Genomic DNA, 23920 nt, shown 5'->3' with positions numbered 1-23920 from the left:
AGGATAGTGATTTCGATCGACATGCAAAAAATGATGGTGTGACTTTTTCACATTCACATAGCATCGGGGGCAATATGACAAACGTGGCCGTAGTAGGCGCCCAGTGGGGCGACGAAGGCAAGGGCAAGGTTGTGGATATTCTCGCCGCGAATTTCGACTTTGTGGTCCGCTATCAAGGCGGGCACAACGCCGGACATTCCGTGGTGTTCGACGGCAAACGCTACGCACTACACGTCTTGCCCAGCGGTGTATTTCACGAGGGCGCACAGAACGTCATCGGCAACGGTGTCGTCGTCGATCCCTTCGCCCTGCTCAAGGAAATCCAGGGCATGCGGGCCAAAGGTATCGAGCTGACACCCGAGAACCTCGTGATCAGCGATCGGGCCCATCTCATCCTGCCCTATCACGGCATCCTCGATCGCCACCGTGAATCCGCGAACAGCGAGCGCCAGATCGGCACGACCGGTCGCGGCATCGGCCCGGCCTACGAATGGAAATTCGGTCGTCGGGGCCTGCGCTTCTGCGACGCGCAAAACCCGGAGATGTTCAAGGCCCGCATCGCCGACGAGTATCGGGACATTCAAAAACACTTTCCGGAATTGGGTGAGTTCGAGAAGTGGGACCTGGCCACCACCCAGCAAAAATCGCTGGAGGCCGTGACCGAGCTGATGCCCTTCGTCACCGATTCGGTATATCTTCTCGCCGACGCCCGCCAGAACCGCAAACGGATTCTCTTCGAAGGTGCCCAGGCCACATTGCTGGATATCGACTTCGGTACCTATCCCTATGTCACCTCCTCCAACTCCTGTGCCTTGGGTATCACCGCCGGTGCCGGCGTGCCGCCCGGCACCATCGACCAAACCATCGGCATCTTCAAGGCCTACACCACGCGCGTGGGTCGCGGTCCTTTCGTCAGCGAACTCCACGACGAAACCGGCGAAGCCATTCGCGAGGCCGGCCACGAGTTCGGCACCACCACGGGACGCCCGCGCCGCTGCGGTTGGCTGGACCTGGTTTCCCTGCGCTACGTGCATCTGCTCAACAATTTCACCACCCTGGCCATGATGAAGCTGGACGTGCTGGATCAGCTCGACGAGATCAAGGTGTGCGAGGCCTACCAGATCGATGGCAAGATCACCGACCGGTTCCCGGCCTCCCTGGAAGTGTTGCAACGCGCCACCCCGGTCTACCGCACCTTCCCGGGCTGGAAAGAACCGCTCTCCTCCTATCGCAACCTGGACAACATTCCGGCCGAGGCCAAGGCCTATCTGAAGTACATCGAAGATAAGCTGGAATGTCCGATCGGGCTGGTGAGCGTCGGGCCGGATCGCCAACAGACGATCTTCCACCGGGGCGAATTCTTCAATTAAAAGATCAGGAGCGTTCTCGGATCGGTGTAAAGTTTGGCAACCACACGGTTGTCTACACATAACTAGCATAAAAAAAACAACTTAGTTACACATCAAAAAGAGCAACACTTTTGTTGCTCTTTTTTTGTGGGGTGGTGAGGCTTTGTGGGCACCGCCAGATGACGATCACCGGTCGCCCTGGACATGGACGCAGAATCTCCAGGTGGAACGCCTCGCCACTCCCACGAAGTGCAACAAAACCCTTGCAACGAAAGTTCTCCAGGACACGAGCCGACACCCGGAAAAGATCAAACGAGTCGTTTGTAAAAAATCACATCAGACGAAAAACTCGGAGCGCCAACGCAGACATCGAAGAACATCGGCCGCAAAGTGCTTCGGACGAGGCACATAATCAAATTTTCATCGCATTGTCTATACACACAAACTTGAATAACTTACGCGGCATCCATCAAAAGTGAAAAAACTCACCATTTGATTTTTGCACAGACCCCGTATAATGCAGCCAGGCAATGCTTGTTTCTTTAATTTATTGCGGATGGTTGTCTAGCCTTCCCCTGACAGGGAGAAAGGGGCCGGCCCCCTATTCGGCCGACCCCTGGACAATGCCATTTAGATCCGGCAGGAACGCCAGGTACCTAAATATGTATGCTTCATCCACCAAGCCACGTCTGGAGCCCGCACAGCGGTTCGGGTCGAAGTCTTCGTGTGCATCATTGTCTGCAACCGCTACCGCCAAGTTGTTCGTTCTGTAACGCGATCAATTCTCTCGTATTGGTCAAACACGAATATCCAGTCGGATATTTACGGAGGTCACAAGCGTGAGTACGCTAACCTTACTTTTATTCTTCTCACTCTATGACGGCTCCGGTTCGCTCCCTATGGTCTACAAAGCTCTCGACGGCATGCATACCGCGGTAAAGGGTAGCGGCAAATGGGCCGGTAAAACCCTGACGCAGGCCGAATTGCTCAGCATGTGCGACGCATTGGCGCAACCTCAGCTCCCAGAAGCCACGACGTGGTTGAAAGAAAACATCAATCCCTCCCTGATGCGGGCGGAAGAGATCACTGCATTCGCCAAGGAAGTGGGTGCCACCGCCGATACCTCCCAGCACGCACTCAAATGTGCGATGGATCTGAAGATCGAGTGGACCACGGCAGGACAACCACAAGTCAAGTCCACCCCCAACGGCGCCAGTCAGGTGCTGCTCTTGAAAGACTTCGAAGCCTTTCAGTTGAGCACGCACAGCCGGCCAATCATCCAAATATCGACCAAGGACAAGGATTGGCAGGTGTACGCCACGATCTGGCCGGCGGCCACGGGCGATTTCAATTCGCCGCTCCGTCTGGCGACCAAGCTGTTCAACGACATCAATTACAACTTGGTGGGCTTGGGCAGCATCGAGAAAACGCCCGTCGAGCATCCCGGCGTCATCGAACTTCCGCTGTTCGAAAAGACGTTCAAGGGCAAACAGGACGAACTGACGGACGTCTTCGTCTTCAGCGAGAGCTCCCAAACCTTTTTGATCAAGAACGCGCTGCGCCGCATGCGTTCGGCGGTCACCGCCGGTGCCTGGGAAATTCAGGACCACATGATGGTTTCCGGCAGCTTCGACTTTCTGACCTTCGAGCCGAAGTTCTTCGATGAAGAAGACCCCTTCCGCCTGCCGGGCGGGCGCGGTGCCATCGCCCCCATCCAAAGCGACTACTTGAGCCAGGACGTGATCCTGATCTGGGCGAGCCGTCGCAATTACCAATTCCCGGTATTCGTGACGACCCTGGGCATTCCGGGTTCGGACAGCTAAAGGCGGCGCGCATCCGGCCGGATGCGCACGCTTTCGGGCTTCAGGTGTCAGGTTTCGGCAAGGCCGGGACCTGACGACTGAAGTGGTTGCGCCGGCGCATGGGACCACGAGCGTGGTCCGAGCATGGGGCTGCCGAGCCAGGGTTTCCCCAAAAATAAAGATTCACATCCGCTTTTCCGACACACACGAGCGGATAGCCTTTTCTCACCTCGCCCGTGGCCAACCGGTGTATATCCCAACGGGAAACCACCATGGCTACGCACGTTTACACATAACCAGCCACAGTCACTTTTTCGTCCACTACAGCCAAACCGTCTCGAAAGAGCCGTCGCAGAAAAGCAAAACGGCAATCACAGCAAGTATTTCCATCCAAAAAGCGGTATACTCAAAACGCGCAACCCAAGCCGCTTTCATCTCTCCCTGCTATTCGAATCCTTCGCACCACCGATTTTTCGCAGCGCGGAACCCTTGCTCTTCGAGACATTCATGCTGGCATGTCGGAATCTACCGAAATTTTTCCGGTTCCCATTGGTGGCGACGTTGTTCGCCCTGCTCTCTCTACATGCTCAGGAACCACAACCTCAGTTTTTCCACCTGAGCACCAAGGACGGGCTCGCCGACAACACGATCTACGACATTTTTCAGGATCGACGCGGCTTTCTGTGGTTCTGCACCCAAAACGGCTTGAGTCGCTACGACGGCTACCGCTTCCAGCATTTTCGCACCGATCCCGGCAAACCGGGGACGCTCTCGGTGAATCACACCTCGGCCATCTACGGAGATGGAAGCGGGACCCTGTGGATCGCCACCTGGGGTGGCGGCCTCAACCAATTCGATCCCGATACCCAAACCTTCGCGCACTACTTCCACGATCCACAGAAGGCCAACAGCCTGCCCAGCAATTACCTGCAGACACTGCTGCCCGAGGGACGCAGATACCTGTGGATCGCCACGTTGGACAACGGCCTGGCCCGCTTGGACAAGACCACCGGGCGCATTCACCGCTTCGAGCACGATCCGGACGACCCCCAATCGCTGCGTCACTCACGCGTCTGGTCGCTGTGCTTCGACACGGACGATCGCCTGTGGGTCGGCACCGAGACGGGCATCGACATCTACAACCCGGACACGACGGGATTCGATCATTTCGAGCTGCCCAAACGCGGGTCCATCGATGTGACCGGCGCCCAGGTGCGCAGCATGTTTCTCGACCAGGGTCGCAACTGGTGGTTCGGCACCGATCGGGGTTTGTTCCGCTACGAACCGGATACCGGCAAGGTACGGCACTATCGATTGCCGCCGGAGGACCGCGATCGCTCGACCCCGGGCCGCATCAACACGATTTTGGAGGACCGCAACGGCACGATTTGGGTCGGCAGCGCGGGCGGCGGTCTCTACCGATACGTGGCCGCCGAGGATGACTTCCTCCAGTTCCGCCACCATTCGCGCATGGTGTTCACCCTCAGCGGCAACGAGGTGCGCAAGGTGTACGAGGACCGGTCCGGCAATCTGTGGGTCGGGACACGCAATGCGGGGCTCAACAAGCTCAACCTGAAGCCCCCGAAATTCCGAACCATCCGCCATCTGCGCGACGACCCCGATTCACTGGCCCGCGGCATCGTCAAGGCCGTGAGCAGCGGCGGTCACGGGGATGTCTGGTTCGGCACGGAAACCGGCGGGTTGACCCACTACGATCGAGATCGAGGCTATTTTCGCCGCTACGAGGCGGATTCGGAAAACCCCCAGTCCCTGAGTCACAACGACGTCAACGCGATTGCCGTCGATGGGCACGGCACCGTTTGGATCGGAACGGAAAAGGGCCTGAACCGCAAGGAGCCGGACGACCGTTTCACCGCGTTTTTCCGCGATCCGGAAGATCCCGCGAGCCTGGCCCACGACCGGATTCTCAGCCTGGTCGCCCGCGACGACGCGTTGTGGGTCGGCACACCCAACGGGGTGTCCATCGCCTCGCTCGACGAGCCCACCCGGTTTCGCCACCTGCTCAACCGGGAAAATTCCGATCGAGGTTTTCAAAAGCAAATCGTGCGCACCATCGCCTTCGACCCCAGCGGCGACGCCTGGATCGGCACCGCGGCAGGAAAGCTGTTCCAATATCACGCCCGCCAAGGTCGCCTGCAGTCCTTTCACAAGGAAGCTGGAGAGGCCCGTTCGCTGAGAAACAATGCCGTGCTCTGCCTGCTCCCCAAGCGGGAACAGGTGTGGATCGGCACCTATGGCGGCGGCTTGAATTGCCTGGACCGCCGTTCCGGTCAGTACATCGGTTTTCCGCAGGAGACGAGCCTCGTCAACAACAGCGTGTTCGGCATCCTCGAGGACCATCACGGCACCCTGTGGATGAGCACCGCTCGCGGGCTGTGCCGGTTCTCCCCCGACAGCGGCGATTTTCACCTGTACGACATTTTGGATGGCCTGCAGGGGGAGCTGTTCGCGCCTGGGGCGCACCACCAGACGGCCTGGGGCGAAATGTTCTTCGGCGGCATGGACGGCGTCAGCGCCTTCTTCCCCGATCAGATTCGCGCCTTCGCCTATCAGCCGCCGCTGGTGATCTCGGAAATTCAGGCCCTCGGTCGTCGCCTCAACTTGGCGGGCCTGGACGAAAAACCGCTCGAACTCCTGATGGACCGCAACAACAACGTCATTTCGATCATGTTCGCGGCGCTGGATTTCACCCGTCCGGAAAAAAACAGCTTCCTCTACCGCATGGAGGGTGTCGACGAGACCTGGATCGAGGGCGACAACCAGGCCATGGCCAACTACACCAACCTGAGCCCGGGCTTCTACCGGTTCGAATTGAAAGGGGCCAGCCACGACGGCACCTGGGTCACCAAACCCTTGACCTTCTCCCTGCGGGTACGCCCTTTGCCACACCAGAGCTGGTTGGCCTACACGCTCTACGGCTTGCTGGTGTTCATCGCCCTGGCCGCCGCCTTCCAGTTCCAACGCATGAAGGAACGCCAGCGAGCCAAGGTCCAGCTCCTGACGCAGTCCGAACGCATGGCCGTGGAAGCCAACCGCTCGAAAAGCGCCTTCCTGGCCCACATGAGTCATGAACTGCGGACGCCGCTCAACCACATCATCGGGTATAGCGAGCTGATCGAGGAAGACGTGGAGGACCTGGAACCGGACGAGTGGGACATGGACCAATTGCGGATCGACCTGCGCAAAATCAAGGCTGCCGCCTACTATCAACTGTCCCTGGTCAACAACATCCTCGAATTGACCCGCATCGAATCGGGCAATTCCGATCTATACGCCGAATGGTTCGACCTCCAGAGCATTCTGGACAACCTCGTCGGCCAGATGAACCCGTTGCTGGAAAAGTCCAAGAACCGCCTTTCCCTGGAAACCGAACCGCGCGAACTGGGCCGTATCCGTGGCGATCAGGCCAAGCTCCAGAGCATGCTGCTCAACCTGCTGACCAACGCCGACAAATTCACCAACGAGGGCCGCATCCGTTTCCGGGTGTTGCGCACCAAGGAAGAGGACGGCGGCTGGGTTCACTTCTCGATTCAGGACACCGGCATCGGCATGTCCGAGCAGCAGGTAAACCAATTATTCCAGGCCTTTTCGCAAATGGTCGACCACAATCGCTACGGCGGTACCGGCCTCGGCCTCTACGTCACCAATTTCTTCTGCCGCCTGATGGGTGGAACCATTTCGGTGGAAAGCAAGCTGGGGGCGGGATCCACGTTCACGATCCGGATTCCGGATGAAATCATACGCGAAGAGGAACCCCAGGCCCCCACCGAAGAGCCCCGCACGATGGAGGAGCGCGAACCGGCTCAGATCTCGGCCAGGTGACGGCGCAGCGCATTCTCCCAATCGGGCATGCGGTGACCCGTCAGCTTTTCGAACTTCTCGTTGCTCAGCACCGAATAGGACGGGCGCTGTACCTTGCTTTGGAACGACGCGGCCGAGATCGGCTCCAACTTGGCGGGCAATCCACGCGCTTCGAAGATCACCTTGGCGAAATCGAACCAGGTGGTGTGGCCGTTCTGGTTGATGTGGAAGATTCCTTCGCCGCCCGCGGCCAGCAGGCGATCGATGGCCACGGCCAGATCGAAGGTATAGGTGGGACACACGATTTCGTCATTGACGACGGTGACGCGGTCGCGTTCCGTTCCCAACTTGATCATGGCGTTCACGAAATTGCCGCCCTTGGCGCGGGTGGGCACACGTCCGTAGAGACCGCAACTGCGCACGATCGAGGTCCGTTTCCCATAGGCCTCGAGCGCATATTCACCGGCCAGTTTGGAAATGGCGTAGATGCTCAAGGGGGCCGGCGAATCCGTTTCCACGTACGGTGCCTTCTTGGTTCCGTCGAACACGTAATCGGTGCTGATGTGGCACAGGTGAATGTCCAGCTCGGCACAGGCCCGCGCCAGATTGCGGACACCGATGACATTGACCTCGAAGGCCGCCGCGTATTCGGTTTCGCAGTCGGGCACGCGGTGGAAGGCGGCAGTGTTGATCACGGCCGCGACCCCGCTTTTTTCCAGCCAGGCGCGCGCGGCATCGTAATCACAAATATCGAAATCCTTGTGGAAGGCGGGTACGGGGTGTCTCAGGATCCGCGCCAAATCGGAACCAAGTGCCCCATTGGCGCCGATGATCCCCACTTTCTGATCCATGATGCCGGCGGGTTGGGCCGTATCCGGCGTTTTTTCTTGCTCGCTCACGTAGCCTCCGATGGTGGAAGTGGTGGTCGCCGTCGGGGCGACCGATGTTGCCGAAGGATCATGCCTCTTTTAACACTCTGGGATCGACAGCGCCACCGCGATTTGCGGGGGCGACACGGGATTCCGATGGCATCAGGATTCGCCCTTGGCGGAGTGGTCGTCCTCGTCCCCGTCCTTGTTCATGTATTCCACCCCTTCCACGAACTCGGGCAGGATCTTGAGGCACTGGAACAAACTGAAGATCACGACACCGTGATGGGCCTTGGGGGTCATGTCGGCCAAGTCCTGCTTGAGCATGGCGAAGGTTTCCGAAAGACCGGTCATCAGGAAGATCAGGCCCACCGTCATCTGCACGAAGGGGCTTCCCGTGAATTTTCGAATGGCTTGCAACATGGACATCCTCCTCCCCTGGTGTACCGGGCCCTGGCCGAACGCGGCCCGCGATACCGAATGCTTTTTTTCGAAACGCCGCTTACTGTTCTCAATCGGCGCACCACCCGATTGGTTGACCGAAAGACCGGTCTTGGAGGGGAGAAAGGGTGTGGCAAGACCGCCAGGGGCCGATCGATCGGGTACTCGATCCACGCACCTCCCTCGCGAGCCGCGAGTTAGCCAAAATGCCGAGTGGCCAAACCGGGGTGGATCCTCATAGAATATAGATAACGATCGCACACCGAGATCTCGGCCACCCGCCGAACAACCCACCGGCCAGACGCCGGACACCCCGACATATGCTGTTTCGCTGCTCGATCCCCGATCCCGACGCTTCACCTTCGCCCAAGCCCGGCGATTGGACGCCGTTGCGTCAATCGGTCGTGCTCGCCAACTTTTTCGCTACGCGAGGCTATCGCATCGCCTTTGCGGTCAATCGCAGCCGGCACGACATGGCTCGCCGGTTGTTGGGCAAGGAAGCCACCATTTACCGCGTCCCCAACGATCCCGAGCACGAGTTGAAGCGGTTGGCCCATTTGCGCCGCCTGCACAAACACAACATATGTATCGTCAATCGGCCGGGTTGCGATTCGGCCTATCTCTTCGGGATCTACCGCCAGTTCCCGTTCAGTGCGGTCGTCGACCACGGCAGCCGTTTTCTCGTCTACGCCCACATGATCATCAACCCGGATGTCAGTGCGCCCAGCCTGGGCTACAGTTGTTCACCCAGCGCCAAGTTGCTGCTGGGGCCCAAGTTCCACATCGCTCCGGAAGTGGCGGCACCCACCTGCCCGGCACCGCCGCCGGTGCCGCACCTGCTGATCTGGGTCGGCAACGACGAGTCGGTGATCTTCAAGTTACTTTCGGCGCTGAACCGAATGACGGCCCCACCCGCGATCACGTTGTGTTACCGGCGCGATGCCGATCTGCGGCGCCGTTTGGCCGCATTCACGGTCGGCCATCCGAGGCTCGACATCAACGCGTTGCTGTTCGAGCCGGACGCCCATCCGACCTGGGAGGCCTTCACGGCGGTCGTCGTCGATCCCGACGGTCCCTACCTGGACCTCGCCCAGCGCGGCATCTTTTTCGTGACCGCGGCCCCCACCGCGGCGCAACTGCAGCCGTGTTACATCCTCGAGCAGTTGGGCGTGAGCCCCACCCTGGGCTGGCCGAACAGCCGAAGCGACCAACAGATCGCCAATCAGCTCGAGCGGCTCCTGGGCGACCAGATCCTGCGGCGCCGCTACAGCACCATGGGTCCCCAGCTCGTCGACGGGAAGGGGCTGTCGCGCATCGCCCATTTCATCCCGCGCGAGGACGAATTGGGCAAACCGACGGTTCTGCAGCCGGACAAGACGCCGGAAACGGAGTAGGGCTTCCGAGATCCGGGTCGCGCCGGAGATGCGACCGGACCTCCTGCGCTGCGCATGAACGGATGCTGGGTCGGGACCCTCACCCGAATCCGGTGTCACATGGGATCGTCACCCGCCCCGGGTCGCGCTGAAGGTGCGACCGGACATCGCGTGTTCCATAAGAACGGATGTTCGATGGGTACTCTCTCTCGCATACGATGCGGCATGGGATGGTCACCTGCCCCGGGTCGCGCTGGAGGTGCGACCGGACGTCCCTTTGGACCACCATTGATAAAAACGCGGGCCATCGGCCCGCCACCAGCGGGCGTCCTGAAGGGACGACACAATACAGCGAAGGGTGAGGTGCCGCAGGCACCGTAACCCTGGTCGTTCGGGGTTCCCGAACCCCAGCCCTGAAGGGGCGGCTCCGCGGAGAGCTTGCCGAAATTCACGTGAATGCCGCACAGCGCCCACCGGATTTGACGTCAACCCCGCGTTGGGCCCACCGGATCCGACGAAAACCCCGCGTTGGGCCCACCGGATTTGGCGCGAACGCCGAGAAGGTCTTCATAGCCCCGCTCCTTCAGAGCTCGATGCGGGAACCCCAGGCAACCAGGGTTGCGTCGTCGTTCCGACTCCTTAACCCTTCGCTGTATTGTGTCACCCCTCCGGGGTGCCCGCTGGTGGCGCACCGGAGGTGCGCGTTCTAAATCAATGATGGTCCAAACATACGGTTGGCCATCCCTTCAGGATTGGCCGCGAACGGCCACCATCCAAACATGGTCCCAATGCGATGATCACCCAATCCAAATACGCGTCCGACACGAAGATTGGCGTCCCTCCAGGATTGGCGGCGAACGGTGAACATCCAAGCCTTTGGGTGACCACGAGTAACAATCATCCCAACATGACGCATCGTTGGGAGGGCCCGCCCCGGGTCGCGCTGAAGGTGCGACCGGACGTCCCTTTGGACCACCATTGATAAAAACGCGGGCCATCGGCCCGCCTCCAGCGGGCGTCCTGAAGGGACGACACAATACAGCGAAGGGTGAGGTGCCGCAGGCACCGTAACCCTGGTCGTTCGGGGTTCCCGAACCCCAGCCCTGGAGGGGCGGCTCCGCGGAGAGCTTGCCGAAATTAACGTGAATGCCGCACAGGGCTCACCGGATTTGACGTCAACCCCACCCAGCGCCCACCGGATCCGACGTAAACCCCGCGTTGGGCCCACCGGATTTGGCGGGAACGCCGAGAAGGTCTTCATAGCCCCGCTCCTTCAGAGCTCGATGCGGGAACCCCAGGCAACCAGGGTTGCGTCGTCGTTCCGACTCCTTAACCCTTCGCTGTATTGTGTCACCCCTCCGGGGTGCCCGCTGGTGGCGCACCGGAGGTGCGCGTTCTAAATCAATGATGGTCCAAACATACGGTTGGCCATCCCTTCAGGATTGGCCGCGAACGGCCACCATCCAAACATGGTCCCAATGCGATGATCACCCAATCCAAATACGCGTCCGACACGAAGATTGGCGTCCCTCCAGGATTGGCGGCGAACGGTGAACATCCAAGCCTTTGGGTGACCACGAGTAACAATCATCCCAACATGACGCATCGTTGGGAGGGCCCGCCCCGGGTCGCGCTGAAGGTGCGACCGGACGTCCCTTTGGACCACCATTGATAAAAACGCGGGCCATCGGCCCGCCACCAGCGGGCGTCCTGAAGGGACGACACAATACAGCGAAGGGTGAGGTGCCGCAGGCACCGTAACCCTGGTCGTTCGGGGTTCCCGAACCCCAGCCCTGGAGGGGCGGCTCCGCGGAGAGCTTGCCGAAATTCACGTGAATGCCGCCCAGCGCTCACCGGATCCGACGCCAACCCCGCCCAGCGCCCACCGGATTTGGCGGGAACGCCGAGAAGATCTTCCCAAAATTCACGTCGCATCCGATGGACCTTGCGCAGACATCCCGCCAACCCCGCGAAGGGTCGTCCGAATTCAAAGCAGGCCCGCGAATCCGCCGGTCCGCGGTGACGTAACGCACGGTTTCGCGTTCCCAACAACACCATCACACGCCGGCCCCACGCCCAGCCCACTCATAGAAACCCAACATCACACCCCTTGAACCACAACGCTTTCAGCGCGCCACTCACACAACCCCAACAAAACGAAATCACACCTTTTTCATTTTTGTAATTTTTATTGATAAAACGATGAACCGAATATATGATTTTTGACTCAATTCTCAAGATATCGATATATCAATCAATCCAATTCGCGAAAAATTAACATGTTTGCGTTTGGGACTTTGGTAGGATCTTGCCGGTCCAGGGCAAGAACGTGATTCGATGATTTTTCGGCCCTCGCCCTCGACGCGTCGTCTTCCGGGTTCTCGCCGACTTGGTGTGGTCGCTCCATTGCATGTCCGGAGACGCACCTCTTTCACCAGACAAGTTTCCTAGTTCCCGCTCTCTCGGCTGCGGTCTCGCACCGCCTGCCCGTCGTTCTGCAGCTCTATCGCATCAGGTGCCAAGGCCCTGTGCGTGCAATGGGTCCGTCCGTTGCCCCCGGCTTTGACATGGATCCTTCCGCTCGAAAACCGATCCCGCGTGGTACCAGGCCGGCACCGGCTGCGCGCGGGAAAGGAACCGGAGGAAGGCATGGCCTTCGTGTATCCGCACTTCAGCGGACGGGCCGAACTGTGTCCGGCGACGAGATGTGCCCCGCATCCATCATTTTTTCCATCCCATTTTCATTGGAGTGAAGAATCATGAAAAAGCTTCTGATTGTCGTTCTGTTCGCGACCTGCCCTGCTTTGTTCGGGCAGAGTCGCATCCTTCGTCCCAACCTGGCGCTGCCCACCATCGCCGAAGCCAACACCACGATCGAGGTGATCGTGGAAATGCCCGCCACCGCCGCGAAAAAGGCACCCGGCCAGGTAGCATTGGTGTCCCGCGCCGACGCATCGCGATCGCTGGTTGCGGCGGAGAACCTGCGCCCCGCCGATGCCGCCGACTACGCGTTGCGTTTCGCCACATTCCACAAGGCCAACCAGCGCTACCTGCTGGACGTATCGCTGGGCAACCTCGCGCCCGGGCTGTATTCACTGACCCTCGACATCGACGGCAACGAAATGACCGCCCACAATGCCGTCAGCGTCGTCGACAGTCTCGACCGCGATTGGAAGGTCCTGCACATTTCGGACACCCACATCGGCTACAAAAACACCCTGGCCGAATACGAGAAGGTGGTTCGGGACGCCAACCTGCTGAACCCCGATTTCCTGGTCTGCACCGGGGACATCGCCGAGTCGGCCAAGGCCGAGTGGTATCAGGATTTCGTTCGCGTGACACGCAAGCTGCGGGTGCCCATCTTCGTCGTCGACGGCAACCACGACTACTACGACGACGAGAACCTGACCCTCTACCAACGATACGTCAACCCGTTCCCCGACTACGCGGCCGTCTTCGGGAACATGCTGGTGATCAACGTCGATACCGGCTACGACCTGGGTTTCTGGCAACTGTGGCGCTGCTACGGCCTGGACGGCGCCCAACTGGACTGGCTGGAAGGCGTCCTGAGCCAACACGCCGAAAAAACCAAGCTCATCGGCATGCACGGGCCCTTTTACGACGCCTTCACCGCGAACAAACACGGCCGCGACCGCTTCGTCGACCTTTGCGACCGCTACGACGTGGACCTGGTACTCGCCGGCCACACCCACAAGGATCAGGTCAACGACGCCTGGGGCGATCGCAAGAGCGGCAATTTGGATCCTTTCGACGGACCGATCTTCCTCCAGACCACCACCTCTTGTAAAAAGGCGGCGGTGGTGTTCAAACACGAGAACGGCACCGCTCGGCAAATGGAATGGCGCGCGGACCTGGAGAGCTGGGCCCCGGTCGGCGATTGGGTGGCATTCGACGAAGAGACTCGTCGTGAAATCGCGGAACAGCTTCCTCCCGAAATGCGCGGCAAACAGCAAAAGGCCTTGATCACGGATCACCTGGGCTACCGCCTGATCCAGATCGTCGACGGTGAAGTGGGCGACTATACCGCCCAAAAGAGCAATGGCCGTCGCGACGCGGAAAACTCCCTGGAAACCTACGAGCGCAACTTTTGGGGCACCGACGACCCCAATCTGGAAGTCCGCCTCGGCAATGAGGAAGGGCGCTCCAGCCAATCGATCACGATCGTCAACCGGCACCTCGAATCGTTCCGCGACTGCCGTCTGTATCTGACGATGGAAGCCGGCAAGAACTATCAGGTGACCTCGGGTGCGGCCTCGATCGTCAGCCAACACGATGGTCAGGTGGTCGTCGCGGTGGCCGAACTGCCCGCCGACCGCAGTATCGCGATTCAGGTACAGGCCCGCTAGCTCCCCCGAACACTCGCAAGAAATGAATCGATCTCGAGATGCCTGACGATCAGGCCGATTTGTGGCAACCATTCACAACCCCGCCGCTGGGCTCCCCACGGCGGGGTTTTTTCGTGCCCGGCGGTTCTCCCAGCGCAAGGGTTGACCGCGCGTGCAATCGGACGTTAAATGGGGAACATCTTGAAACTATCCCATCCAACTTTCGATCGGACACCGGCCGCCAAACGTCACGCCTCGCCGTTCCCCATCGCCAAAGCGGGATGCAGCCAAGGAACGCACGCCTATGAGTCGCAAATCGGGCCGAAAAAAGAAGAAGTCCCACAGCTCCGTGGCGGTCGGAACCCCCGGTAAACATCGCGAACAGGCCGACGCGGCCTACCAGAAAGCGGTCTTCCATTATGAAAAGGGCCAATGGGACAAGGTCGCGCTTTGCTGTAAAAAAGCCATTCAAAAGGTGCCGCGCCATGCGGACGCGTTGCACCTGTTGGGCGTCGCGAACCTGGTCGCCGGCAACTGGGACGCGGCCCGACAGTTGATCACCCAGGCGATTGCCTTTCGTTCGGACAACCCTTTTTTCCACAATAGCTTGGGTAACGTTCACGTGCAGTTGGAGGCCTGGCCCGAAGCGGCCGAAGCCTACCGCAAGGCCCTGGAACTGAACGCCGTATTTCCCGATGCGCTCAGCAATCTGGGTTACACGGTCTACCGGTTGGGCATGACGGACAAAGCGGTGGCCCTGCTGCGCGAAGCCCTGGCCCTGCAACCCAACCACGCCGATGCCGCCAACCACCTGGGTCGGGTCTATCTGGAATCGGGTCAGCCGGCCGAGGCACTGGGTTGGTTTTCCAAGGCGATCGCCGTCAATCCGCGTCAACCCTTCTTCCTCAACAACCTGGCCCTCACACAACAGAACCTGGGTCGCCACGCCGAGGCGGAGAACCATTTCAAACAGGCCCTCGCCCTCAATCCCAACCTGGCCGAAACCCACACCAACCTGGGCAACCTCTATCGCGATCTGGGAAAGCACCAGCCGGCATTGTCGGCCTACTCCCAAGCCATCGACTTGAATCCCCATTTCACCAAGGCGATCGGCAGCCGCGGCGACTTGATGCAGGACGAAGGCCGATGGCAGGCGGCACTCGACGACTACACCAACGCCTTCCAGATTCGCAAAGAGCCGCGTTTCCTGATCAAGGGGTCCCTGATCCTCCCCGTCATCCCCCAATCCCAAGCCGAAATCGATGGCGCCTTTCGATACGTGCAGGACAATTTCCGCGATTTGGCCAACCAGGATTTCACCCTTGGCGACCCCGTCGAAGAGATCAACCGAGGCCACTTTTTCCTGCCCTACACGGGTTTGCCCGACAAGGACCTGCAAAGCCTGATCGGCGATGTCTATCGAAGCAAGATCCCGGCGCTGACCTACACCGCCCCCCACTGCGACAAAGTCCGAAACCACGACGACGGCCGCATCCACATCGGGTTCGTCTCGCGATACCTGCGCAACCACACCATCGGCAAGCTGTTCGGCGAGTTGATCACGCGGCTGCCGCGCGATCGGTTCCACGTCACGCTCTGCACCCACGAGACCAATCGCGATGCGCTGGTGACCCGCCTGGCGCACAAGTCCGACAAGCTGGTGCGGTTTCCCCAGAGCTTTCGAGCCGCGCGCGACATATTGGCGGCCGAGCGCTTTGACATGCTGTGTCACTTGGACATCGGCATGGATATCCTCACCTACATGCTCGCGTTCTGCCGTCTGGCCAGGATTCAGCTCAACACCATCGGGCATCCGACCACCAGCGGCATCGATACGATCGATTACTTCGTGTCTTCGGAGGGCATGGAGCCGGAGCAAGCGCAACGTCACTACCGCGAGAAACTGCTGATGACACGGGTGCCGGCAACGGGCGTGGCCTTCCCGGACTTGGGTCCCACGCTCAAGGATCGCGCCGCCTTCGGTTTGGACGCGGATCGCACCTATTACATCTGTCCCCAGAGCCTGTTCAAATTCCATCCTGATTTCGATCCGGTCATGGCGCAGATCCTGAGGCGCGACCAAGGCGCGGAAATCCTGTTGGTCGAAGGCAACCTGCCCGGCTGGACCGAGTTGTTGCGGGCCAGGTTGCAACGGGACATTCCCAACGTCGCCGAGCGCATTCGCTTCCTGCCACGCGTGTCACAGGCCGACTTCATTCACCTCATCGCGGCGGCCGACGTCATGTTGGATCCGTACCATTTCGGCGGCGGCATGACCAGTTACGAAGCGCTGGCGGTGGGAACGCCGGTGGTCACGCTGCCGGGAACGATGATGCGGGGGCGGGTGACTTCGGCGATTTATGGTCGCATGGGCTTCGAGGAGTGCGTGGTCGGTACGGACGCCGAATTCGTCGACAAGGCGATCGCGTTGGCCAACGACCGCGACTACGCGGAGGAAGTACGCGGCCGCATCGCGCGCGACCGCGGCGTGATCTTCGAGGACGGCGAAGCGCTCGCACAATTCAGCGACCTGCTGCTGGACCTGGCCGCAAATTGAACCAAGAGCCTATTTAGCACGATCAAACTGCGTGATTGGGATGCCCTGCCGCTCAGGCCGAGGGCCGAATTGCCGAACCCCAGTTAAATGTCACTGAACGGTGAAGGGCGAGACGAAGCGAGCCGGGGAGGTCTTCGTCGTTTGCGGGATCCGCTTTTGCGGGGCACCTCATTGGCCTGTCCGGTACGTGGATCCTGTTGATTGCCCTTGGCTTGGCGGTCCCGAGCCACGCGTCCCCGCGGCTTCTCGCCCGATTCGTCGCGTTTTTTCTCTTTGCGGGGTTCGCCGTGATTGCGCGAACGGTTCTGACCACTCGCGCCTTCGCGATGCCCACGCTTCGCCGCGGGCTTACGGCCCTGGCGAATGGGTTCCGGAGCGAGACTGGCATCGGGTTCGAAACCCCGAATCGTCTCTTTCGTGATGGATACCTTCAACAGCCCTTCGATATCGCGCAACAACTTGTGCTCGTCGACACATACCAGGGAGACCGCGATGCCCTCGCAACCGGCGCGACCCGTGCGACCGATGCGGTGGACGTAATCCTCGGGCACGTTGGGCAACTCGAAATTGACCACGTGGGGGAGTTTGTCGATATCCAGACCGCGGGCAGCGATATCGGTTGCGACCAGAACGCGAATCTGGCCGCTCTTGAATTTCGCCAAGGCTTTGGTACGCGCCCCCTGGCTCTTGTTACCGTGGATGGCCGCCGCGTCAATGTTCTGGCGCCCCAACTGTTGCGCCAGTCGATTGGCACCGTGCTTGGTACGGGTGAACACCAGAACCTGGCGCCAATCGTTTCTTTGGATGAGATGGGCCAGCATTTCGCGCTTGCGATGCCGGTCAACCGGGTGCACCAACTGCTCGACCTGCTCGGAAGCTGTGTTGCGGCGGGCGACTTCCACCGAAGTGGGATGATCGAGCAGACGGTTGGCCAGCGCTTTGATTTCATTGGAAAAGGTCGCGGAAAAAAGCAGGTTTTGCCGTTTCTCCGGCAAATAGGCGAGCACCTTTTTGATGTCGTGAATGAAACCCATGTCGAGCATCCGGTCGGCCTCGTCGAGCACGAGCATTTCGATGCCGGTGACATCCAGCGTGCCTCTTTGCAAGTGATCGAGCAAGCGCCCCGGCGTGGCGACGAGGATGTCGACACCGTTTCGCAACGCCCTGATCTGGCCCTGGATATTGACACCACCAAAGATGACCGCAGATTTGAGCGACAGGTATTTGCCGTAGGCCTTGACGTTGTCACCGACCTGCGCCGCCAGCTCACGTGTGGGCGTCAACACGAGCCCGCGAACGATCGGCTTACCGCGGCCGGAACGGCGACGACTCAAGCGTTGCAGCATGGGTAAGGTAAAGCTCGCGGTCTTGCCCGTACCGGTCTGGGCACTGGCGAGAAGGTCCGTGCCCTCGAGAACGACGGGAATGGCTTTGGCTTGAATGGGGGTGGGTTGGCTGTAGCCCTGATCGGCAACGGCACGCAAAATCTCGGTCGAAAGACCGAAACGTTCAAATGACATCGGTGTATTGGCTCCTGTTTTTGCCTACTGGAAAAGCGCGATGGCCCAGACGGTCTAGGCGAAAAAAAAATGACCATCGGCGTAAGGCTCGACAGGATGTGGCAAAGACCGAAGTATGCCAAAATCGATTGCAGTCTAGCACAAAGCAACCCATCCCGCGAAAATCTTTGCGATTTCGTGGTTTCGGGCGAAGCGAGACCAGGCCGAATTATCGAAGACCGTGGACCTCGCTCGCTGGCTCAATCGTTGGCGGGTAACCAGCCGTCCAGTGTGGCCAGGGCACCGTCCCAACCTTCTTTGTGCCGGGCACAGGACTCCTCCGACGGCAGGCGGCTGTGCTTGATGACGACCTCGGTATGGCCGTCGCGGTCGAGGAACTGAACGACGACGTGCGTCAGGATTCCGGCGTGTGGATCCGGCGACTCCCAAAGCCAGGTGAACACCAGTTCCTCGGGTGGCGAGATATGTTGGAAACGGCCGCCGACGATGGTGTGACTGCCGTCGGGGTTGTCCCAGCGAAAACGAAAGGCACCCTGGGGTTCGAATTGAAGCGCCAGCACCTGAACCCTGATGTCCTTGTGGGGCGTAAACCATTGCGCCATTTTGTGGGCCACGGAAAAGGCACGGAACACGCGTTCGCGCCGGTGGCGAAAGAGCCGGCTCACGGTAATCGACAACGGGCCGTCCGTCATTCGTCCTCCTCATCCAGGAAATGATCCAATTGCTTCAATGCGCCTTCCCAAAAACCACGATGACGCGCCAACCAATCTTCGGCCTCTCGGAGCTGTGCGGCGTTCAGGCGGAACCGGTGGACCCGCCCATCGACCTCGCGCGTGACGAGGCCCGCCCGTTCCAACACCTTGAGGTGCTTCGACACCGTCGGCTGGGCCACGTTGAAGGGCGCCCGCAGCTCGTTCGCCGATCGCACCCCCTCGGTCGCCAAGATGGCGAGGATCTGGCGCCGCGTCCCGTCGCCGAGGGCGTGAAAGGTGCGATCCAGCGTGGTTTGGTAATGAATAGGCATGTGACTATATATAACCGTGGCACCCATTGGTGTCAACGCAGAGGTCGCGTCCGGCCAGGTAATCGCCCGGCGGCGAACGCGGGCTAAGCCGCGTAACTCGATCGCCGGCGCATGGTGTCGGCCCATCGATTCACATGGATACAGTCTTCCGGAATCGGATGGCCGATTCCATCCACGATCATCAGCACGGTCATGCCATGGACATCGGCCATCGTGAATTCATCCCCTGCAATGAAGCGCCGCCCATCCGACATTTCCCGATCGAGCCAACGCCATTTTTCGGGAATCGCCTTGCGTTGCGTCTCGGCGAATTCCGGTACCTGATCGACGACATCGGCGAACAGAGACAAACTGTGGCGAACCAACAGACCATAGGTCATGAAGATCTGTCCGAAAACCCGCTGGCTCCACATTTCGATGTGCCCCTGTTCGAAAGCATCTCGTCCCATCAGCGGTGGCTCGGGATAAGCGGCTTCGAGATAACGACAGATGGCGAGGCTCTCGGTGATGATGCGGCCGTCATCCAGTTCGAGCACGGGAACCTCGCCCAACGAGTTGATTTCGCGGAATGCGGCAGTACGTGTGCCGACACCCAGCTCCAGCTCGATCCGTGGTATCTCGATACCCTTTTCAGCGATAAAAATCCGCACGCGCTTCGTGTTGCCAGAATTTGCATTGTACAGCTTCATACCGTTCCCCCATTTTTTGGTTTCGAGGCCTGGAACCATTCCTGAAACGCCGCTTCAGAGATCGCGCCACTTTTTATCACCGATCACAGGTTGGATTCCCAGCCCGCACGGTAGGAATAAAAACCACCGTTCCGGCCGGCGTTTAGATAGGGCTGGAGCCAGAGCAGGATTTCTCCCAGGGGCTCGGCGGAAAAACGGCAGCGAATGTTCCGGCCTTCCCTGGTTTGACGAATCAAACCCGCGCCGATCAACACATGGAGGTGTTTCGAAATCGCAGCCAACGACATATCGTGCGGTTCGGTGAGCTCGGTCACGTGGGCGTCGCCCTCCGCCAGGCGGGCCAACATGGCCCGCCGGGTCGGGTTGGCGAGCGCCTTGAGAACCAAGTCCAAATCTGGTCTCGACAAGGATTTCACACGACGCTCCTTCCAATGTGGGTTCCCTCGACGTTGGAATGCACCACTCGATCCGCTGGGAGGCGATCGCGAGGTCACCGATAGGTCGCGAGGGCGTTTTTCTCGAATTGCCGACGGGTCAGTCCGGTGGCGAATTTCCAGTCGTGCCAGTCGACGATCGTCTTTTTCTTGTTCAGGTGATTCACCATCTCCCAACGTCCGGCCCGCCAGAAACCTTCGATCTTGCGGTAGTCCGTGCGGGTCAAGGTCTTCTGGTGACTGCCCTTGCGGTCGTAGTACTCGATTTTCAGGACGCGGAAGTGATCGGTGTCGGCGTACACCACCTGCCGCGAGTAGCCGGATTGGAGATCGACCGGAACCCGCTCGTAGACATGACACTCGAGGCCCGCGACCCGCTCCGTGCCGAGGTAGTCGTAGGTGTAGCGCTCCACTTCTTCGGAAGAGATGTCCTCGTAGGCGAATTCGCTGCCCATGAAGGGGCCCGAACGATTGCTCGAGGAGATGCGCTTGACCCGTTTGAGAGAGGGCAGGAACAACCATTGATCGTCGTTGCCCTTTTTGTGGGCATGGGTCAGAAAAACCGTGCCCTTGACGTCTCTGGGCCGATCGAACACGACCAGCGAGCGATCGCCGTCACCCGTCATTTCCAGATTACGGGTTCGCAGCACGCGGGTCACCGTTCTGCCGTTGGCGGCGACGAGCGTCATTTTGGCTTGAACTTCCTCGTCCTTCCAGCCGCTGTCGGCCGCGTCGACCCGAATGGCGACCTCCAATCCCTTGGCGGGATCGGCGAACGCGTCGCGGCAGGGAAGCAGGATAAGGAACACGATGGCGAGGTATCTGATTTTCATATCTCCAATTCCTTCATGGTTTGGGTATCGAGGTTCGGTTTGGCGACGGGTTCTCCGTCGAAGATCATCAGCAGGACGGGCAGCGTCACGAGGTCGAACAGCAGGGCGAATCCCAGAATGATGGAAGTCATCTTGCCCATGTCCGTGTTCACCCGGAACTCGGATATGGAGACCATCAGGAGGAAGCCCGCCACCAGGACGACCGTGGTGAACACGATCGAGGGCCCGACGTGCTCGAACGTGTAGGCGACGGCCTCTTTGGCATCCAGGCCCTCCTCTCGCCGCGCCCGCAAATACTTGGTGAGGAAATGGACGGTATCGTCGACGATGATGCCGATCGACATGCCGGAAACCATGGCGATCCCGAACCCTACCTGGCCCACGGTCAGTCCCCAGATGCCGAACGCCAACAGCGCCGGCAACAGGTTGGGCAACATGCTCAGGAGCCCGATCTTGAGCGAGCGCAACATGAACACGAGCAGGGCCGAAATGATCACCAACCCGTAAATGGCGCCCAGGGTCAAACCCCGGGTGTCCTGGGACATCAGGTGCGCGAACATGATCTGGACGCCGGAACTCACGTAACTCATTTCGGGTAGGTTGCTGTCGATCCAGCGATTGACCTTGGCGTCCATGGCCAGCACTTCGGTGACCGACATGGACTTGAACGCCGCCAGTACCTTGGTGGCGGACTTGTCCATGTTGATCTGGTCGTTCAGGTCGAGCCCGTAGGGTAACGACATTTCATATAAGAGAAGGTACTGGGCCGCGGTTTCCCGATCCTCCGGCAGACGGTAGAACGCCGGGTCGTCGCCGTGCATGTTGCGGTTGAGCCGCTTGAAGGTGTCGGTGACCGATTTGACGTAGGCGGCTTCCGGCAAGCCCCGTAGGTATTCGGCGAACCGTTCGACCTTTTTCAGGTACTCGGGATCGGAAACGGCCCCTTCGTGTCCGGCATCGAGAGAATAGGTGAAGTTGTAGGCGCTGCCGAACTGGTTTTCGCTGAAATCGTTGGCTTGGCGCCAGGGTAGCGATTCGGCGAAATAGGTGGGAATGCGGTCGTCGAACACGTTGCGCGGGACTTGAAGGCCGAGCGCTACCGCAACCAGCGCGCTCGCGACGAGCACCGCCCTTCGGTTTCGATGGAGCCAATCCGCCAGGCGGGTGTATCGCTCGGTTTGGGGTTCGCGCTTGGCCTGGACCTTCATGGGAAGGATCGCCAGCATCGCGGGCAGAAAGGTCACCGACAACAGGCAGGCGAACATCACGCCGAACGCGGCCTGGTTCCCGAGGGCCGCAATCGAGAGCGACCCGCTGAAGTTGAGGGTCAGAAACCCGATCGCCGTGGTGACGCTGGTGATGAGGATCGGCTTGAAGTTGGCGGCCAGGGCGGCGGTCAGGGCGCGATTCTTCGGCTCACGCCCGTTTCGCTGCACGAAGGCCGTAACCAAGTGCACGCAATCCGCGACGCCGATGATGAGGATGATCATCGGCACGGTCGTGGTGAAGGGTGTCAATTTCCAGCCCATCATGCCGGCCAGGCTCATGCCCGCCATGATGCTGAACACGAGCACCAGCGCCGAGGCGAACACGGGCACGATGGCCCGCAGCATCAAAGCCAATAGCGCCACCGCGACCAGCATCACCAGACCCAGAAACAGTCCCGTCTCTTCCATCGAGATCGTCATCACGGTGGCGTCCAGCGCGGTGAGTCCACCCACGTAGACACGGGTCTCCGGATGGTCCTTCCCGAATCGATCCGCGAGTTCGCGCACGTAGCCGTAGGAGTTCAATTTCTCGTCGCCGGAAAGCATCGGGAAGTGGAAAGTCACGTTCAGCGCGAGCACGTTGCCCTCCGGATTCACGACGCGATGCAGGGCGATCGGATCGTCGAGCGCGATCTTTTTGACCCTTTGCAGCGCCGCTTGGTCCAGGTGCTCGGGAGCGTTCACCAGGTCGCCGACGGCCAGATCGTCGCCGTCCGCTTCGGTATGTTGGAAGTTGGTGACGGAATCGACGCGAATCGAGTGCGGCGTCTTCCAGAGTTCACCGGTGAGATCGCGGACCCCGGTCAGGATTCGCTGGGTAAAGGCATCGCCGTCACGGGCCTCGACGAGGACGAGGAGGTTGTCGTCGGCGATGTACTCGGTTTGAAGGAACTCGTAGTCCTTCAGGCCGGGCCAATCCTTGCCGAGCAGGTCTTGGAACGTGATCGACGGCCTGACGAACTGCAGGAAATAGCCGACGATCGCCAAGAGGATCAGGGTCGAACCGATCACTTTCCACGGGTGGTGCACGATCCACCCGGCAGGGGAGGATTTGGCCGATTGGGGTGCTTCAGTCACATCGAACTCCTGGGTAGCACATCTTTGGAGGTTGATACATGGGGGAACTCCCACGAAACCAGGGAATTCCCCGGGTCGGACAACATTGGCACCGAGTCACATAGCCATTTGGCTATATGACTGGGCAAAAAAAATGTCGCCCGGATCAGGACGCCTCGGGGTTCGGGAAATCGGCGGGATTGGCGTAGTTCACCACCGATTTGATACGGCCGTCGCGAAGCTCGAAGATATCGCACATCGGAATGTCGGCATTGCCGGGTGAAGTCATGCGGTACACGAAGGTGCAGGCGACGCGATCGCCGTCGACGATCGCCAGGGGCGTCTCGACCGTCCCGCCGAACTGAACGACCATCGAGACGAAGCCCTCGGGTGTATCGAACCGGGACATGGGGCTTTGGAAGGTGAAATCGTCGGTCAGCACGGTGCGCAGCTTCTCGCCGTTCTGCTCGACGAGGGCTTCGTAAAAGGTCTCGATGGGTCGGGGTGCTTCGATCATGAGTTCCTCCGTTCGTGAAT

16 protein-coding genes are annotated in these 23920 nt (G+C 59.9%); 6 read left to right on the top strand and 10 right to left on the bottom strand.

All coding sequences use genetic code 11. From position 1 onward, the window contains the following. The first annotated feature begins 74 nt into the window (after positions 1-74). The 3 genes from J3U87_RS15285 (at position 75) to J3U87_RS15275 (ending at position 6994) form a co-directional block, all read left to right on the top strand. Positions 75-1370: an adenylosuccinate synthase gene (locus J3U87_RS15285; protein WP_237383920.1), complete on the top strand. Its 1296-nt coding sequence runs from the start codon at positions 75-77 to the stop codon at positions 1368-1370. Between the two features lie 818 nt (positions 1371-2188). After that, positions 2189-3172, top strand: coding sequence for a hypothetical protein (locus tag J3U87_RS15280; RefSeq protein ID WP_237383919.1), 984 nt, complete (start codon positions 2189-2191; stop codon positions 3170-3172). A gap of 486 nt (positions 3173-3658) precedes the next feature. After that, positions 3659-6994 (top strand): sensor histidine kinase, encoded by a 3336-nt coding sequence (locus J3U87_RS15275; RefSeq protein WP_237383918.1) that lies wholly within the window; start codon positions 3659-3661, stop codon positions 6992-6994. Here J3U87_RS15275 and rfbD read toward each other — a convergent pair. Together rfbD and J3U87_RS15265 are read right to left on the bottom strand one after the other, a co-directional pair. Further along, positions 6976-7872, bottom strand: coding sequence for a dTDP-4-dehydrorhamnose reductase (rfbD, locus tag J3U87_RS15270; protein ID WP_237383917.1), 897 nt, complete (start codon positions 7870-7872; stop codon positions 6976-6978). The genes J3U87_RS15275 and rfbD overlap by 19 nt on opposite strands. A 132-nt stretch (positions 7873-8004) precedes the next feature. Beyond that, positions 8005-8265, bottom strand: coding sequence for a hypothetical protein (locus tag J3U87_RS15265; protein WP_237383916.1), 261 nt, complete (start codon positions 8263-8265; stop codon positions 8005-8007). A gap of 338 nt (positions 8266-8603) precedes the next feature. Here J3U87_RS15265 and J3U87_RS15260 point away from each other — a divergent pair, with 338 nt between their 5' ends. From J3U87_RS15260 to J3U87_RS15250, 3 genes are all read left to right on the top strand, one after another. Further along, positions 8604-9677: a hypothetical protein gene (locus tag J3U87_RS15260; RefSeq protein WP_237383915.1), complete on the top strand. Its 1074-nt coding sequence runs from the start codon at positions 8604-8606 to the stop codon at positions 9675-9677. A 2738-nt stretch (positions 9678-12415) separates the two neighbouring features. Next, positions 12416-14023: a metallophosphoesterase family protein gene (locus J3U87_RS15255; RefSeq protein ID WP_237383914.1), complete on the top strand. Its 1608-nt coding sequence runs from the start codon at positions 12416-12418 to the stop codon at positions 14021-14023. A 283-nt stretch (positions 14024-14306) separates the two neighbouring features. Next, positions 14307-16559, top strand: coding sequence for a tetratricopeptide repeat protein (locus J3U87_RS15250; RefSeq protein WP_237383913.1), 2253 nt, complete (start codon positions 14307-14309; stop codon positions 16557-16559). An 83-nt stretch (positions 16560-16642) separates the two neighbouring features. Here the strand turns inward: J3U87_RS15250 and J3U87_RS15245 are convergent, their stop codons facing one another. The 8 genes from J3U87_RS15245 to J3U87_RS15210 all read right to left on the bottom strand — a co-directional run bounded on the left by J3U87_RS15245 (position 16643) and on the right by J3U87_RS15210 (position 23900). Continuing rightward, positions 16643-18079: a DEAD/DEAH box helicase gene (locus J3U87_RS15245; protein WP_237383912.1), complete on the bottom strand. Its 1437-nt coding sequence runs from the start codon at positions 18077-18079 to the stop codon at positions 16643-16645. Positions 18080-18318: 239 nt separating this feature from the next. Next, positions 18319-18771 carry an SRPBCC family protein gene (locus tag J3U87_RS15240; protein WP_237383911.1) on the bottom strand — a complete coding sequence of 151 codons (453 nt, stop codon included), beginning with the start codon at positions 18769-18771 and terminating at the stop codon, positions 18319-18321. After that, positions 18768-19103, bottom strand: a complete 336-nt coding sequence (locus J3U87_RS15235; RefSeq protein ID WP_237383910.1) for an ArsR/SmtB family transcription factor — start codon at positions 19101-19103, stop codon at positions 18768-18770. Before J3U87_RS15235 ends, J3U87_RS15240 begins: the two co-directional genes overlap by 4 nt. Positions 19104-19186: 83 nt before the next feature. Then, a complete protein-coding gene (locus J3U87_RS15230) occupies positions 19187-19792 on the bottom strand; it encodes a glutathione S-transferase family protein (RefSeq protein ID WP_237383909.1) in 606 nt (201 codons plus the stop codon). An 83-nt stretch (positions 19793-19875) separates the two neighbouring features. Continuing rightward, positions 19876-20208: an ArsR/SmtB family transcription factor gene (locus J3U87_RS15225; RefSeq protein ID WP_237383908.1), complete on the bottom strand. Its 333-nt coding sequence runs from the start codon at positions 20206-20208 to the stop codon at positions 19876-19878. A 74-nt stretch (positions 20209-20282) separates the two neighbouring features. After that, positions 20283-21059 (bottom strand): outer membrane lipoprotein-sorting protein, encoded by a 777-nt coding sequence (locus tag J3U87_RS15220; RefSeq protein ID WP_237383907.1) that lies wholly within the window; start codon positions 21057-21059, stop codon positions 20283-20285. After that, entirely contained in the window at positions 21056-23404 is a 2349-nt protein-coding gene (locus J3U87_RS15215) for an efflux RND transporter permease subunit (protein WP_237383906.1), read from the bottom strand. Before J3U87_RS15215 ends, J3U87_RS15220 begins: the two co-directional genes overlap by 4 nt. Positions 23405-23549: 145 nt before the next feature. Continuing rightward, positions 23550-23900 carry a nuclear transport factor 2 family protein gene (locus tag J3U87_RS15210; RefSeq protein WP_237383905.1) on the bottom strand — a complete coding sequence of 117 codons (351 nt, stop codon included), beginning with the start codon at positions 23898-23900 and terminating at the stop codon, positions 23550-23552. Between the last annotated feature and the right edge of the window lie 20 nt (positions 23901-23920).

Origin of the sequence: Sulfidibacter corallicola, assembly GCF_017498545.1 — a bacterium.
Taxonomy (GTDB): Bacteria; Acidobacteriota; Holophagae; order Acanthopleuribacterales; family Acanthopleuribacteraceae; genus Sulfidibacter; species Sulfidibacter corallicola.
The sequence above is the reverse complement of the archived record's forward strand: the minus strand, read 5'-3'. Positions and strand labels throughout refer to the sequence as shown.